This window comes from Spiroplasma endosymbiont of Dasysyrphus albostriatus (assembly GCF_964019495.1).
Taxonomy (GTDB): domain Bacteria; phylum Bacillota_I; class Bacilli_A; order Mycoplasmatales; family VBWQ01; genus Spiroplasma_E.
The window spans coordinates 481,181-496,124 of the sequence record NZ_OZ026447.1; the positions used below are offsets into that span (position 1 = coordinate 481,181).

Below are 14,944 nucleotides of genomic sequence, written 5' to 3' on the forward strand. Positions count from 1 at the left end.
TATGAATAAGTTTAAAAAAGAAGCACAAGCAATTTATGAATTAATAAAAATCAGTAATCCAATTATTATTCATCGTCATATTAATCCTGATGGAGATGCTTTGGGTTCACAATGAGGATTAAAAAAAATTATTGAAGATAATTTTCAAAATAAAAAAGTACTTGTTCCAGGCGAAACAAATGAACATATGGCATCATTATTTCCACAACCAACTTTTGTTAAAAAAGAAGATTATGAAAATGCACTAGTAATAGTCACTGATACAGCTAATCGCGAACGAATTAGTGGTCAATTTTGAGAAGAAGGAAAAAAGATAATTAAAATTGATCATCATCCAATTGTTGATAAATATGGTGATATTGATTTAATTGAAGAAAAGGCTTCTGCTGCTTGCCAAGTAGTGGCGAAATGAGCACAAGTATTGAATTTAAAAGTTTCAGCTTTAGCAGCTAGAAATTTATTTCTTGGTTTAGTTACTGATTCTGGTAGATTTTTGTATCGCTCTGTTAATGAAGAAACTTTTCAGGTTGCTAGTTTTTTAGTTAAACAAAATTTTAATTTATTAGACTTATATCAAAGTTTATATATTCAAAATTTAAAAATCACAAGATTGAAAGGATATATATTATCAAATTTTAAAATTACTGATAATGGTGTTGCTTATATAATATTTAACGATAAAATAATTACTGACTTACAAACAAAAATTATTAGTCAAAATAAAATATTAAATATTAAAGGCGAAGTTGTTTTAAGTAGAGAAGATTTAACTAGTCAAGTTAATGTAATGTCAAATATTGATGGTATTAAAATTTGATTAATTGCTGCTTATGATCAAATGAATAGTAAAATTAAAGTTAGTGTTCGTAGTGCAAGATGAATAATTAATGATGCTATTGCAAAGTTTGGTGGTGGTGGTCATCAGACAGCTGCTGGTGCATATTTACAAAATATTAATGAAGTTGAAAAATTGCTTGATAGTTTAGATAAAATTGCTAGTAAATCACCAGAATTAACAAACAATTAAAATTAGAGATGGAGTTGGATATAAATGTATAGTCGTTATAATGAGGGATGAATTGAAGTAATTACTGGTTGTATGTTTGCTGGAAAAACCGAAGAGTTTATGCGACGTATAAATCGTTTACAGTATGCTAAACGCAAAGTGCTAGTTTTTAAACCCAAGGTTGATATTCGTTATGATGCTAAAAAAGTAGTAAGTCATAAAGGAGTATCTATCACAGCGATAGTAATTGATGATCCAATGCAAATATTAAAACATATAGATAAAGAAATAGAAGCAGTTGCAATTGATGAAGTACAATTTTTTAAACCATCAATTATTGAAGTGATTAAAACATTAGCAAATCAAAATAAGCAAGTTATTGTTGCTGGTTTAGATCAAGATTTTCGTGGTGAACCATTTCCTGTTACTAAAGAATTATTAGCTTTAGCAGAATTTGTAACTAAATTAGATGCTGTTTGTGTAAAATGTGGTAAAGCAGCAACAAGAACACAACGTATTATTAATGGCCGGGAAGCTAGATATGATGATGAAATTATTTTAATTGGTGCGCAAGAACAATATGAAGCTCGATGTCGTAGTCATCATCGTGTCTTAACAAATAATCAGAATAGATAAATCAGGTGTGATATTATGAATGAAAAAACATTAGAACAGTTAATGCAACTTACTAAAAAATATAGTGAAATTGAAAAGCAATTAGAAAATCCCGAATTAATTCCTCGTGATAAATACACTGAATTAACAAAAGAACATAGTAGATTAGAACCAATTATTGAACAATATTGAAAATATGAAAAAATTAACAAAGAAATTATTGAAGCAAAAAAGGCATTAGCAACCGAACAGGATCAAGAACTTTGTGAAATGCTTAAAACAGATATTAAAGCAAATGAAATTGAATTAGAAAAAGCAGAAAATGAATTAAAACTAACACTAATTCCTAAAGATATAAATGATGATAAAAATGTTATTATTGAAATTAGAGGAGCTGTTGGTGGCGATGAAGCAAATATTTTTGCTGGTGATTTATATCGTATGTATAGTAAGTATTGTGAAATTCAACGATGAAAAATTGAAACTATTGAAGCAAAAGAAGCAATAAATGGTGGATTTAGTTATATTGCTTTTATGATTAAAGGTAAACATGTATTTGCTAAATTAAAGTTTGAAGCTGGTGGACATCGTGTTCAGAGAGTTCCAAAAACCGAATCACAAGGACGAGTTCATACTTCAATTGCGACGGTTGCTGTATTGCCAGAAGTTAATGAAGTTGAAATTAAAATAAATAATTCTGATTTAAGAATTGATACTTATCGTTCTAGTGGTGCTGGTGGTCAACATGTTAATACTACCGATTCAGCAATTAGAATTACTCATATTCCAACAGGTGTTGTTGTAACTTCACAGGACGGACGAAGTCAACATGATAATAAAGATAAAGCAATGCGGGTATTAAGAGCTAAACTTTATGAAAAAAAAGTTGAAGAAGAACAGGGAAGAATTGGTAATTTAAGAAAAACAGCTGTTGGTAGTGGTGATCGTTCAGAAAAAATTAGAACATACAATTATCCACAAAATAGAGTAACCGATCATCGAATTGGATTATCTTTATTAAAGTTAGATCGTATTATGGAAGGTAATATTGATGAAATTATTATTGCTTTAATTAGTAGTGAACAAAAAGAAAAATTAGAAAATATTGATGAAAATATTACAGTATTAAAATAAAAAAAGGAAGAAATTATTATGGATTTTAAGATTTTAGACTCTAGAACAAAAATTTTGTTTTTAATATCAGTTATTTTTTTATATGCGACATTAGGAACATTTATTACATTAACTTTTAGTAGTGGTATTATTCACATTTTATTTTTAGTTTTAACATTATGATTTGCTAGTGCATCTAGTTTAATTTTTCATTATTTATTATGAAAAAATTTAGAATTTTTACGAAATATTAATGGTAATAATATTAATAATTTTGGTTTTATTATTAGTATTTGTAGTTACATTATTCTTTTTCCAATTATTTGTTTATTAACAATTAGTTTTTTATTTATTTTTAGTATTATTGTTTTAATTCTCGTTGTTAATAATTTAATAAAAAAAACTTCAAGAAATAATAATTCATCTGTTAATTTTCAATAAAATATTTATTTTTGGAGTATAAATTAATGACTTATAGAGATTATCTTTTATTAGCAAAAAAAATTAATAAAAAAAATGAACAAATTAATAAGATAATTTTATTAAAGTTTATTAATAAAGATTTATCTTGATTATATGCAAATCTTAGTCAAACAATAGCAATAGATTTTTTAGAATCATATTTACAACTAGTTAAAAAATTTGTTGCTGGCTATCCTTTACAATATATTATTGGTTATCAATGATTTCTTGATCATAAGTTTGTTGTTGATAATAGAGTATTAATTCCTCGTAATGAAACTGAAGAACTAGTTAAAAATGTTTTTGTCTATGCGCAAAACATTTTTAATAATGATAATTTAAAAGTATTAGATTTAGGGACAGGCAGTGGTGCTATTGCTATTAGTTTAGCGTTAAAGAAACCTAATTGAAATATAGTAGCAAGTGATATTAGCAAAGATGCATTAACTATTGCTAAGATTAATAACGATAATTTTAACCTAAAAAATATTAATTTTGTTGAAAGCGATATATTTACAAATCTTAAAAATCATAAATTTAATATTATTGTTTCAAATCCACCATATATTGATGAGACAGCAAATACTTTTTCAAAACATAATTTACAATATGAACCAAAATTAGCTTTATTTGCTGATCATAAAGGATTATATTTTTACGAAGTAATTTTTCAACAATGTCATGCAGTTTTAGAAAAATCTTTTTTATTAGCATTTGAATTTGGTTTTGATCAAAAAGAAGCACTAACTATTCTTATTAAAAAGTATTTACCACAATATAATTACAAATTTATTAAAGATATTAATAATAAATGAAGAATGCTATTTATTTGGTAAGCATTATAACATATAAAAATAATTTAAGAACAATAATTTTGTCACTCAAAAGGTGACTATTTTATTTTTTGAAAAGGAAAATCTCATTTAATCTTTCAATTAGGATAACGGGGGCAGTTTTAATGTGGCGTATCATTGAAATATTAAAATATTTTCAGTATTCTTGTTCGGTTAATATAGCATTTCTAATGGAAAAATTTAATGTTACATTTCGAACTTTACAAAGAAATATTACTTTTATTAATACAATGTTAATAAAAATTAGTAATTGTAATATTTCCAGAAAGCAAGATTACTTTGTAATTAATGGTGACAATGAAATAATAGCAATAAATACTTTGCTTACACAGTTTATCCACATATCCAATGAATATCCTTTTGTTAGAATGAGTAATTTGTTCTTAATATGTGTATGACAAAAAAAATATTTAAGTAGTGAGTGACTTATCAATATAAGTAACACAAATAAGTATAATTTAAAAAAAGACATTATTTACTTGAATAACTTTTTCTTTGAACAAAATTTAAGATTAAAATTAAAATTTGAACATAATAAAGGGTTTCAATTAGATGGTTATGAATGACATTTAAGATTTATAACCGCTATTATTATTATAAAACTTATTAGTAAAGATAAAAAAATTCTCTTAACTAACGATAAAGTCCTAACCTATATATACAAAAAAATAGAAATTATAATGATCAATATCGGTTATAAAAAATATTATGATGATCAACTAATATGATTTTTAACAATTCATGTACGAAAAATTAAACTTAATTTTTTTCTTGAAAAAGATGAACAAATTGAATTTAATTTAAACTTAAGTATAAAAAAAGAAGTCGAACATTTTAGATTAATAATTGCTAAAGAGTTTGATAAGTTTGAAACCAATTATTTTAATTTCATTTGTTTACTTAATATTAAAGTTGACAGTCAATTATTTCCAAATATAACTTCAGAAATTAGTAACATTACTCAAAAAATATTTTCTTTTATTAATTATGAATATCAGGTGTCTTTATATTCAAATACTTTTAAAAGTAATTTGAATAGTTTTCTTAGTGATAATTGATTTAAATTACAATTTAATTATTATAGTGATATTAGTTTTGCCTTGAATGATACTTTTAAAATAGAAAGTGACTACCAATGAGGGCAACAACTCCTTTTTATTATAAATTCGCAATTAAAAAATAATTATTTTCCCAATCTTAATCTTTTACAAAATAAATTTTTAATGATTACTTTTCATAAAAGTTTTATAGCAAATGAGAACTGAAACATTGCCTTATATATATTCTTAATTGATGACTCCTATGCTAATAAAATTCAAATAACTTCATTTATAAAAGTAAATTTCCCTAATATTTTAATTATTTCCCTAAAAAATAACTTAAGTAATAATTTTAAGCTTCATTTACTAAATCAAAAACCTTGTATATTAATTGAAAACGTAAATATCTATAGTAATTATAATTTAGATAAATATAAGAATATTTCTGTCATTAATATTAATGAAAATTCATGAAATTATGAATTAGAAAAAAATATTAATGAAAAAATAAAATGAGTAATGTTAAAAAGAATTCAATATTCAATTGTGGTATTTAATTTTTATATCCAAGAAAAATTTTATAGTATTAAATCTATTTTGTGAGCATTTCAAAAAACATTTATCAAAAAATATAATTTAAATTTAGAATTTTTAGATATTGATGAATGTTCTATAATTAAAAGTCATATTTATGAAAAAATATTATTAATAAATCAATTAGTACCTATCCCTAATTACGAGTTCCCTATTATCCTTTTATATATAAAAAACCCTTTGATATTTCAAAACAAATTTAAAATTCATTTTATTTTCATTTTATTTACTAATAAAAACAATACTCAAAATTATAATTGAATCAATTTGTGACTTTCTTTATTTAAGAAAATGATTAATACTAATATTAAAAGTATTAGTCATATATAGCTAACGAAAGTAATGTTTACTCATAAATAATGTAAAATAATAATATGTAATTTAAACAATTCTTGCACTTACAAGTATAATTCAGCAATAATTAAAATAGATTAGGAAGATTAAATTATGCCAAAACCATACAGTGAGGACTTACGAAGAAAAGTAATAGAAGTTTATGAAAGTAAAAACATGAAAATTAAAGAAATTTGTAAAGTGTTCAATATCACTAGAAAGACTTTATTTTTATGAAGAAAAAGAAAGCAAAAAACCGGAAATATAAAACCAATTTTGAATTATCAAAAAGGACATAGCCACAAAATAAAGGATTTAGATGAATTAAAAAATTATTTAGCAGAAAATAAAGATGTTACAGTTCAAAAAGTAATTGAAAAATTTGGTGATATGACAAAAGAAACAGTTTATAACTATTTCAAAAAACTAAATTATACATATAAAAAAAACTTTTCTATATGAACAAAGAGATAAAAATAAACAAGAAGATTTTTTAAAAGAAATAGCGAAAATAATGAATGAAGATTTGGTATATATTGATGAATCTGGAATTGATGATAATGAATTTTATAAATATGGTTGGTCTGAAAAAGGTAAAAGATTATTTGATAATAAACCTGCATATAAAATAAAGAGAATGAGTATAATTGGTGCACTAAATAAAGGTAAATTAAAAGCTCTATGAGCATTTGAAGGACATTGCAATAGTAAAATTTTTGAATCATATGTTAAAAATATACTAATTCCAGTATTAAAGTGTGGACAAATTATAGTTTTAGATAATGCGACGTTTCATAAATCTAAAGCAACAAAACAATTAATTGAAAATGCTGGATGCAAACTATTATTTCTTCCACCATATTCTCCTAATTTAAATCCAATTGAACATTTTTGATTTGCTATAAAACATAATATAAGAAAAATATTACCAAATTATTGACCAAATATTAAAAACGCGATTGATTTTGTTTTTCAAGATATGAGTAAACATTACTTTAGTTAGCTATATATAAAATAATACAATCAATCATGACAATTTAATGTTAATTTCCCTTACATTTTTATATAAAAAACATCTTTGACAATAAGTTTAAAGATGTTTTTTATATAAAATTAATAGTATAAAAAAAACAAATATAAAATCATTTATTTTTAATAAATTTAATAATGATTATTTAACATCACCGGAAAGATAAATCTTAACTTTCATTATATTTTTGGTAAATGAGAATTAAATTTAATATAATCTATTTCTGCATCTTTAAATTGAGTTTCTAATTTTATAATTTCTTTTTTTATAGTGCTATCTAATTCTTTATTGGGAAAAATCATTTTTGTAAAATCATTATTATTAAATTTTTTATCAATTGTTTTTTCAATGATATTTTGAATACAAATTGTTTCTATTATAAATGGTTTATTATCATTATCTTCAATTTCTTTTCTTATTTTTTCAATTTCTTCATTAGTATGTTGTATTCCTATTTTTCTTTTGGGCATATTTTTTGATTCTCCTTCTATATTTAATTTAATAAAAATCTAATATAAATATTAATCTATATTAAATTAAGATGTTTATTAAACCATTAATGAATGATTTTCCAATCTTTAATTAGTAATTTTAAGGTTTATTTTAAATTACAAATATCATTTATAAGTTTTTTATTCATTATTTTGAAACAACTATTATATTTAAAATAATAGGTGTATAATTTAGTTAAAATTTATAGTGGTGTTTTCATGATAACTTTACAGCAAAATCAAATTAAAGAAATTAGTCAAATCATTGCTAATGGCGAAGTGGTTGCTTTACCAACAGATACAATTTATGGTCTTGTTTGTAAATTTAATGATGACAAAGCTATTAATAAAATTTATCAAATAAAAAAACGTGATTATACTAAAGAACTGCCAATTTTAGTTGCTAGTTGAGAACAAGCTAAAAGCATTGGTATAATTAGCGATCAATTACAGTCATTTTTAATAAATAATTTTAGTGCTGGTAAAGTTACTGTTATAGTTTTAAAACAACCTAGTTTAAACACATCATATTGAATAAATAAAAAGACAATAGCAATTAGAGTTAGTGCTTCACATTTTATTCAAAAATTAATTAAATTAACAGGGCCTTTAGTAGCTACAAGTTGTAATTTAAGTAATGAACAACCAATTAACGATTATCATAATATAAACTTGCCTAACTTAAGGTATAGAGTAGCAGGTGAGATTTTAACAAATAAACCATCAACTATTTTTAATAGTTTTAATGATAAAATTATTAGATAATAATTAGATAACAGTATTAAAAAAGGAGATAATACTATGAATTGATGAATAATTTTAATTATTATTGCATGCACAACAATATTGATTTTATTAATTGCACTAATTTTATTAATTAAAAAAAATAAACAAAAGAAAATATTAAAAATTACTAAAGATATAAATACTTTATATAAATATTTAAAATTAAAAAAAATAAATACTAAAGAATTACCAGTTTCAATAGAAAAAATTAAAGAAGATATTTATTATAGTGACAAAGTCATTTTGGGAAAGTATGAAGATCTTAATAAGATTTCTGGCCAAAATATTCTTTTAAAAACTGAATATAGTGATGCCAAAAAATTATTTTTACGTTATAAAATTAAAGACATTAATCTTATCAAATCATCAGATTTTATACCTTTAAATCAAATAGACTTGTTAATTTCACGAAATAATCTTTATTTTATTGATTCTTTTGAACTACAAATAATACCATTAGTTAATGTTAAAAGTATTACATTTTTTTGAGAAAAAAATAATTATATAAAAAATAAACAAAAATATATTGGTATTGAAATTAATTTTCAAAATAAACGTTTATTTTTTCTTTTTAATAAATATGAAGAAGCAATTAGTTTTGCTGTTCATGTTATTAGTTTATAACAATTATTATTTAATAATTAAAAATTTTGCTTTTTTTGTGAAAATGATATAATTATACAAAATATATTATTAGGAGCAAAATTATGGCAAAAAAACACTTTAAATTTAATACTTGAAAGTTTATTCAATTTACTGGCTTTTTTTTAATTACTTTAGGAATTATATTTTCTTTTTCTTCTTTTAAAGTTAGCCTATTGTTATATTTTGGTTTAGTATCAGTATTAATAGGTTCTATTAATATTTTAATTTACTATATTTTTATTGGAACAAATAGTTATAAAAAATATTCAAGAAAACAAAATAATAATAAGTTAATAATCAAAAATAATTAAGAAATATAAAGTTAAAACTAAGAAGATTAGTTTTTTCGAGAGAATAATAGGTGAAAAACTATGAGAAAAATATTAAAAGTATTTAAAGCGATGTTTTTAACGAGCATTATTTCTTTACCACTTATTGCATGTGATAAGGTAAATGATGCAAATCAAAAATATGTTGATATTAGTAATATTAATATGGAAGTTACTAATGCTCCTGTTGAATTAAATAAAGATATTTATAATACAGCTTTAATTAAATTTAAAACTAAAGTACAAACTGAAATTAATAAATTAGTTCCAGAAGGAAAAAAACCAGAAAATGGAACCGATTATAAAATAACAATTGTTAATTATAATGATATGTATGCTAAAATTGATAAATTTGAATCACTTGCTGTTAATGTATCTGCTTCAAATAATAGTAATTTTTTAAAAGGTAGTTTTAATGCTTGTGTAAAATTAGTATCAAAAGCTAAAGACATTAGTAATGTTAATATTGATAAGCAAGAAGAAAAAATTAAAATTAATACCACTACTTTTGGTGAAGCAATTGCTTTACGTTGTTTATCATTAATTGAAAGTAAAATTAATGCTATTGTTCCAACAGCAAAACAAGATAGTGACTATATTGTTAATGTAGAAGGTCATACTTTATCAGAATCTATTAAAACATTTGATGATGTTCATATTAATGTTAATGCTATTGAAGATGATTATCATTTTTTATTACATGGTAGTTTTAGTTTTGTCTTAGCTTTTGTTAAAGATTAATTTATATTATTTTGGGTAATAAAAAAGAAAACTTGATTTTCATTATTATCATAAAAATAAAGTAGTATAGTATGGGGTAAGCATGTCAGAAGTAGAAAAATTATTAACAATGAATTATGAAAATGTTTGTAATTTTTTAAAAAATAAATATGGATGTATTTCAAAAAATTATTTTTCAGATGCAACAATGTCTAAGAAATCACAAGGAATAACAAGGGGAAAAGAAGGTTTATATATTCATCATATTGATGAAGATAAAGCAATTTTGTTATCTACTCCCAAATGAGCTCAAAAGTCACCATTTGCCTATCAATATGCTGATCGATTAGTTTATTGTAATTTATTAGAACATTTGGTTTTGCATATTAAAATTTTTGAATATCCTCATCCAAATAAACATAATTTTATGGAAGTTGGTGTTGGTGGAATTTATGCTTTTATTGTTCCTGAATTAAATGATATTTATAGTGGTATTCAATATAAACAACCATGAAAACAGAAAGTTACTGAAGTTGTTTTACCATTAAAAGAAGATTATTTTAAATGTATTAAAAAATTAGTAGAACTTGGGTTTTCTTATCCTTTGCTTACTTCTTTTAATCATCAATTTGGTACATGAAATAATAGAAATAATAATAGGTTATATGAAGAAATGAAAAAAATGGGTGTTAAACAGTAACTTTTTTTTATTGTTATTTAATCATAAATAAAAAATGTTAGTAAATTACCAACATTTATTTTTATTAAGTTTATGAAAAAGTTAATTGACAATGATTTTGATTAATTATTGGTAATTGTTCACCATTAATACTTGTTATATCGTTATTTCTTAATAATGGAGTTCTTTCAGATATTTGTTGTTCGTTATTACTTTCAACATTAATATCAGAAATATTTGTTGGAAAACATTTATCATAAATATTTGAAATGGAAGTGCTAATTCCATACCCTAGTTTAGAACCTAAAAATGCTCCAATAAAAGTTGAACCTGTTATACTAACCATTATTCCAAAGAGTGCCATTCCTGCTTCTGGATCATGTAAAGCTTCCTTATTTTTTGAAATTAAATCATAATAAAAATAACTTATGCCACTTAGTGCTGCACTACCACCTAATATTCCACCTGTATATGTAAAGTATTTTTGAATTTTTTTCATTTTTTCTCCTTTCAAAATAAAAAAACTATTTATTTTAAAATTAAAATAATAGTTTAAAAACTTGTATGAAGTTTTATCTTTTAATTTTAACATAAGATTTTTTTTGATAAAAATAAGACAAAAATTACTATTAATAGTTTATTGTAAATATATAATTTTCTATATCAATAAAAGAAATTTATTAAATTTATATTTTAGATTATAATTTTTTAAAATAAAAACAAAGTTATTAAAATAAAATTTATAAATTATATTTTTATTTAGTTAATTTTGAACTATAAGAATGTTATTAACAATTAAAAAAATAATTTTTGAATAAATCTTTTATCTTTTTTCGTTATTTTTATTGTTATTTTATTGATTTATAAATTAAAAGGCGTAAAATTTCATATTAGTATATATTTTAAATTATTGAAAATATACGCATTAAAGATAAAGGAGTGTTTTTAGTGGAAAGTAGTAAAAATCTGTTTATTGTTAATCATCCTTTAATACAAGATAAATTAACAAGAATTAGAAATCACTTAACCCAAAAAAAAGATTTCAAAGAGAATTTAAGCGAAATTGCAACGTTAATGGCTTATGAAGTATTTAAAGATATTCCTCTTGATGAAATTGAAGTTGAAACACCCATTACTAAAGTTATTGGTAAAACATTAACCAAGACAATCATTCTTTCTCCGATTTTAAGAGCAGGATTAGGGATGACAAATGGATTTGAGTATGTAGTACCTAATGCAATTATTAGTCATGTTGGTCTTTATCGTGATGAAGAAACTTTAAAACCACAAAAATATTTTTTTAAATATCCCAAAAATATTAAAAATATAAGTGATGCATTAGTATTTATCTTAGATCCAATGCTTGCTACTGGTGGTACTGCTGACGCTGCTATTAAAGAATTAAAAAAAGTAGGTTTTAAAAATATTACTTTAGTTTCCATTGTAGGAGCACCAGTAGCTATTAAGAAAATTAATCATAATCATCCTGATGTTAAGATTTTTTTAGCAGCGTTGGATAAAGAATTAAATGATGATGGTTATATTGTACCTGGATTGGGTGATGCTGGTGATCGAATTTTTGGAACTAAATAAATATTTTAATGGAAAAAATTAGAAATAACCTTTTTCTTTCAATACTTTTTACAATGTTATGCTACTGATTATTAATTAATGTAGGATTAATTATAACTGTTATAATTAATACAAACCATTGGTTATTAATTGCTGGATTTAATATTGGTTTTATAGGAAGTATGATTGGGTTATGCTTTTTATATTTATCGTCAAAATGATTAACCAGCGGAATACATTTAAAACAAACCTTAGCATATTTTGGATTCTTATTAAGAATGTTAATTTATGGTTCAATTATAGTTTTGAATATTTTCTTTAACTTTGCTAATATTTTTACTATAATTGCCGGAATGTCAATATTAATGGTTGCTACTATTACTGCAACATTATGTGTATATCAAAAAAATAACTTAAAAGAAGGAATTTAAATGGAAACTTTAGCTGGATTGGAAAGTTGGAATTATTTACAAATTATGCCACAATTGGTAACAATTTTGATAACAACAGTCTTTATCAGTGTTATTAGTTATATTTATTATTATAAAGTAAAACGAATGAAGCCTGATGAAGATCCAAGAGGTATTGTTTTAGTTGTTGAATTAATAATTAAATCAGTTGAAAAAATTGTTGTTGATGTTCTTGGCGTAAAGTATAAAAACCTGACAGTTTATTTGTTATATGTAATGGGTTATATTTTAATTGGTAATTGATTATCGATTATTGGTCTTGAACCACAGTCATCAATGTATACTGTTACTTTATCAATGGCATTAGTTACTTTTATTGGAATATATTATATTGCTATTAAATTTCAGAAACTTTTATTTTTTAAAAAATTTATTATTAACCCTCTAGAATTAATTACTCAATTTGCACCTTTGATTTCTTTATCTTTTCGTTTATTTGGTAATATTTTAGGTGGAAGTATTATTTTGGCAATGCTTTATGGAGTAACTGCTAATATTTGAAGTAATATCCCAATTATTGGTCAGATGAATTTATTAATTGGTGTAATTGGACCATTCTTACATATTTATTTTGATTTATTTGCTGGAAGTATTCAAGCCTTAATTTTTGGCACCTTAACTCTTGTTTATTGGAAGTTACAAATGGAAGAAGGAAGTTCTCATAAGGGAGAACTTACTATTAAATTACCAAGAAAACTTCGTAAACAACAAGCAATAAATCATGAAGAAGAAATTTATACCGAACGTTCAATTATGGAAAAAAAATAAAACACAAAAAGGAGAATTTATTTATTATGGAACTATTAACAACAGTAATGACACATGTCTTTCATTTTTTTAATCATTTAGCAACCGATCCTAATTCTTTAGTGAGTTTAAAGTTTGTTGGAGCTGGAATTTCAACTATTTCTTGTGCAGGAAGTGGAATTGGTCAAGGTTTTGCTGCCGGTAAAGCTGTTGAAGCGGTTGCTCGTAATCCTGAAGTAGAATCTAAAATTAGAACACAATTTGTTATTGGTGCAGCTATTGCCGAATCAGGTGCTATTTATGGATTAGTTGTTTCTCTAATTTTAATATTTGTAGCATAAGGTATTAAAAAATATTAAAAAGTAGGTGATTTTATGAATTTTAATTTCAATGATTTAGTATCAGGTGATGATATTGTTAATCAATTATTTCCCAATCTTCCTGTTTTTATTGCTCATATTTTTGCAACATTAATTTTATTAATGGTACTTTGAAGATGAGTTTATGCTCCGTTTCGTAAGGCTTTACATTCGCGACATTTAGTAATTAAAGAAAAACTTGATGATGCTGCTTGCAAGCAATCATTAGCTAATCAAGATCGTGGTGAAGCTAGTCAAATATTAAAAGCTGCTAAAATTGAAGCTCAGGAAATTATTGCTAATGCACAAAATGATGGTTACAATAAGCGTAAACAAATTATTGATAAAGCGCAAGAAGAGAGTATGCGTATTACTAATCAATCAAATCGTGATTTAGTTCGTGCTCGTAAAGAGGCAGAAGCAAAGATTAACGAAGAAATCAAAGTAGTAGCATTAGAAGCAGCTAAAAAAATTATTGGTGCTGAAATGAATGCTAAAAAACATGAACAATTAATTACTGATTTTATTAAGAATTTGGAATAGTGGTGAAGTTAAATGATAGATGAAGGATTAGCTAATCAATGAAGTAATGGTCTTTTTCAATTAGCAAGAGAAATAAAAAAAATTACTCAATTTGCTGAAGAAAGTAATAAATTAATTGATATTTTTACTACTTATCCAGAATTTATTGATATTACTAGTAGTAGTAATATAACTATTGAAACACGTAAACAAATTATTAGTGAAACTTTTAAAAATCATATTGAACCATATATGTTAAATTTTTTCTTTTTGTTGATTGATGAACATCATTTCCAGTGTGTTCGTTTCATTTTAAAAGAATTTCGCAAATTATGTAATGAATATCAAGATGTAAACTATGGCATTATTTATTCAGTAATAGAACTTTCAAACCAACAAATAAATCAAATAAAATTGAAAATTGAGAAAGTCATTAAACATAAGATTAAAGTCGTTAACAAGATTGATAAATCATTAATTGGCGGTATTAAAGTTAAAGTACGGAATCAAGTTTTTGATGGTTCCGTTAAAGGTCAAATTGATCAATTAAAACAAGAATTATTAAGTCATGAATAGA

At 23.4% G+C, this 14,944-nt stretch carries 21 protein-coding genes; 19 read left to right on the plus strand and 2 right to left on the minus strand.

What is annotated here, in order from left to right; genetic code table 4:
* Position 1: 1 nt before the first annotated feature.
* The 8 genes from AACL11_RS02955 to AACL11_RS02990 all read left to right on the plus strand — a co-directional run bounded on the left by AACL11_RS02955 (position 2) and on the right by AACL11_RS02990 (position 7,020).
* Entirely contained in the window at positions 2 to 1,027 is a 1,026-nt protein-coding gene (locus AACL11_RS02955; protein ID WP_338988099.1) for a bifunctional oligoribonuclease/PAP phosphatase NrnA, read from the plus strand.
* A 24-nt stretch (positions 1,028 to 1,051) separates the two neighbouring features.
* Positions 1,052 to 1,642: a thymidine kinase gene (locus tag AACL11_RS02960; RefSeq protein WP_338988100.1), complete on the plus strand. Its 591-nt coding sequence runs from the start codon at positions 1,052 to 1,054 to the stop codon at positions 1,640 to 1,642.
* Between the two features lie 15 nt (positions 1,643 to 1,657).
* The gene (prfA, locus tag AACL11_RS02965; protein ID WP_338958338.1) at positions 1,658 to 2,755 is read left to right on the plus strand and encodes a peptide chain release factor 1; all 1,098 of its coding nucleotides are present in this window, start codon (positions 1,658 to 1,660) and stop codon (positions 2,753 to 2,755) included.
* Positions 2,756 to 2,773: 18 nt separating this feature from the next.
* The gene (locus AACL11_RS02970) at positions 2,774 to 3,175 is read left to right on the plus strand and encodes a hypothetical protein (protein ID WP_252320576.1); all 402 of its coding nucleotides are present in this window, start codon (positions 2,774 to 2,776) and stop codon (positions 3,173 to 3,175) included.
* Between the two features lie 26 nt (positions 3,176 to 3,201).
* The gene (gene prmC / locus AACL11_RS02975) at positions 3,202 to 4,032 is read left to right on the plus strand and encodes a peptide chain release factor N(5)-glutamine methyltransferase (protein WP_252320578.1); all 831 of its coding nucleotides are present in this window, start codon (positions 3,202 to 3,204) and stop codon (positions 4,030 to 4,032) included.
* 122 nt (positions 4,033 to 4,154) lie between these two features.
* Positions 4,155 to 6,014, plus strand: a complete 1,860-nt coding sequence (locus tag AACL11_RS02980; protein WP_338988101.1) for a hypothetical protein — start codon at positions 4,155 to 4,157, stop codon at positions 6,012 to 6,014.
* Between the two features lie 117 nt (positions 6,015 to 6,131).
* Positions 6,132 to 6,491, plus strand: coding sequence for a helix-turn-helix domain-containing protein (locus AACL11_RS02985; RefSeq protein ID WP_338973555.1), 360 nt, complete (start codon positions 6,132 to 6,134; stop codon positions 6,489 to 6,491).
* Positions 6,492 to 6,519: 28 nt separating this feature from the next.
* Positions 6,520 to 7,020 carry an IS630 family transposase gene (locus tag AACL11_RS02990; protein ID WP_338988468.1) on the plus strand — a complete coding sequence of 167 codons (501 nt, stop codon included), beginning with the start codon at positions 6,520 to 6,522 and terminating at the stop codon, positions 7,018 to 7,020.
* A 206-nt stretch (positions 7,021 to 7,226) separates the two neighbouring features.
* Here AACL11_RS02990 and AACL11_RS02995 read toward each other — a convergent pair whose 3' ends face one another.
* Positions 7,227 to 7,517: a hypothetical protein gene (locus AACL11_RS02995; RefSeq protein ID WP_252319341.1), complete on the minus strand. Its 291-nt coding sequence runs from the start codon at positions 7,515 to 7,517 to the stop codon at positions 7,227 to 7,229.
* Between the two features lie 240 nt (positions 7,518 to 7,757).
* Here AACL11_RS02995 and AACL11_RS03000 point away from each other — a divergent pair, with 240 nt between their 5' ends.
* From AACL11_RS03000 to AACL11_RS03020, 5 genes are all read left to right on the plus strand, one after another.
* Positions 7,758 to 8,303, plus strand: a complete 546-nt coding sequence (locus tag AACL11_RS03000) for an L-threonylcarbamoyladenylate synthase (RefSeq protein ID WP_252319343.1) — start codon at positions 7,758 to 7,760, stop codon at positions 8,301 to 8,303.
* A gap of 36 nt (positions 8,304 to 8,339) precedes the next feature.
* Positions 8,340 to 8,948 carry a hypothetical protein gene (locus AACL11_RS03005; RefSeq protein ID WP_338958323.1) on the plus strand — a complete coding sequence of 203 codons (609 nt, stop codon included), beginning with the start codon at positions 8,340 to 8,342 and terminating at the stop codon, positions 8,946 to 8,948.
* 83 nt (positions 8,949 to 9,031) lie between these two features.
* A complete protein-coding gene (locus AACL11_RS03010; RefSeq protein WP_252319347.1) occupies positions 9,032 to 9,280 on the plus strand; it encodes a hypothetical protein in 249 nt (82 codons plus the stop codon).
* A gap of 60 nt (positions 9,281 to 9,340) precedes the next feature.
* Entirely contained in the window at positions 9,341 to 10,039 is a 699-nt protein-coding gene (locus AACL11_RS03015) for a hypothetical protein (protein WP_338988102.1), read from the plus strand.
* Between the two features lie 82 nt (positions 10,040 to 10,121).
* A complete protein-coding gene (locus AACL11_RS03020; protein WP_338988104.1) occupies positions 10,122 to 10,718 on the plus strand; it encodes a hypothetical protein in 597 nt (198 codons plus the stop codon).
* 70 nt (positions 10,719 to 10,788) lie between these two features.
* On the opposite strand, the gene AACL11_RS03025 is transcribed toward AACL11_RS03020, so the two are convergent.
* Positions 10,789 to 11,196 (minus strand): hypothetical protein, encoded by a 408-nt coding sequence (locus tag AACL11_RS03025; RefSeq protein ID WP_338988105.1) that lies wholly within the window; start codon positions 11,194 to 11,196, stop codon positions 10,789 to 10,791.
* Between the two features lie 449 nt (positions 11,197 to 11,645).
* On the opposite strand from AACL11_RS03025, the gene upp reads away from it, so the two are divergent.
* The 6 genes from upp (at position 11,646) to AACL11_RS03055 (ending at position 14,943) form a co-directional block, all read left to right on the plus strand.
* A complete protein-coding gene (gene upp / locus AACL11_RS03030) occupies positions 11,646 to 12,290 on the plus strand; it encodes a uracil phosphoribosyltransferase (RefSeq protein ID WP_308699596.1) in 645 nt (214 codons plus the stop codon).
* A gap of 161 nt (positions 12,291 to 12,451) precedes the next feature.
* Positions 12,452 to 12,700: a hypothetical protein gene (locus tag AACL11_RS03035; RefSeq protein WP_338978516.1), complete on the plus strand. Its 249-nt coding sequence runs from the start codon at positions 12,452 to 12,454 to the stop codon at positions 12,698 to 12,700.
* Positions 12,701 to 13,507: a F0F1 ATP synthase subunit A gene (locus tag AACL11_RS03040; RefSeq protein WP_252319355.1), complete on the plus strand. Its 807-nt coding sequence runs from the start codon at positions 12,701 to 12,703 to the stop codon at positions 13,505 to 13,507.
* A gap of 26 nt (positions 13,508 to 13,533) precedes the next feature.
* The gene (atpE, locus tag AACL11_RS03045; protein WP_252319357.1) at positions 13,534 to 13,827 is read left to right on the plus strand and encodes an ATP synthase F0 subunit C; all 294 of its coding nucleotides are present in this window, start codon (positions 13,534 to 13,536) and stop codon (positions 13,825 to 13,827) included.
* 33 nt (positions 13,828 to 13,860) lie between these two features.
* Positions 13,861 to 14,388: a F0F1 ATP synthase subunit B gene (gene atpF / locus AACL11_RS03050; RefSeq protein ID WP_281749184.1), complete on the plus strand. Its 528-nt coding sequence runs from the start codon at positions 13,861 to 13,863 to the stop codon at positions 14,386 to 14,388.
* A gap of 12 nt (positions 14,389 to 14,400) precedes the next feature.
* Positions 14,401 to 14,943 carry a F0F1 ATP synthase subunit delta gene (locus tag AACL11_RS03055; RefSeq protein ID WP_252319360.1) on the plus strand — a complete coding sequence of 181 codons (543 nt, stop codon included), beginning with the start codon at positions 14,401 to 14,403 and terminating at the stop codon, positions 14,941 to 14,943.
* Position 14,944: the final 1 nt, after the last annotated feature.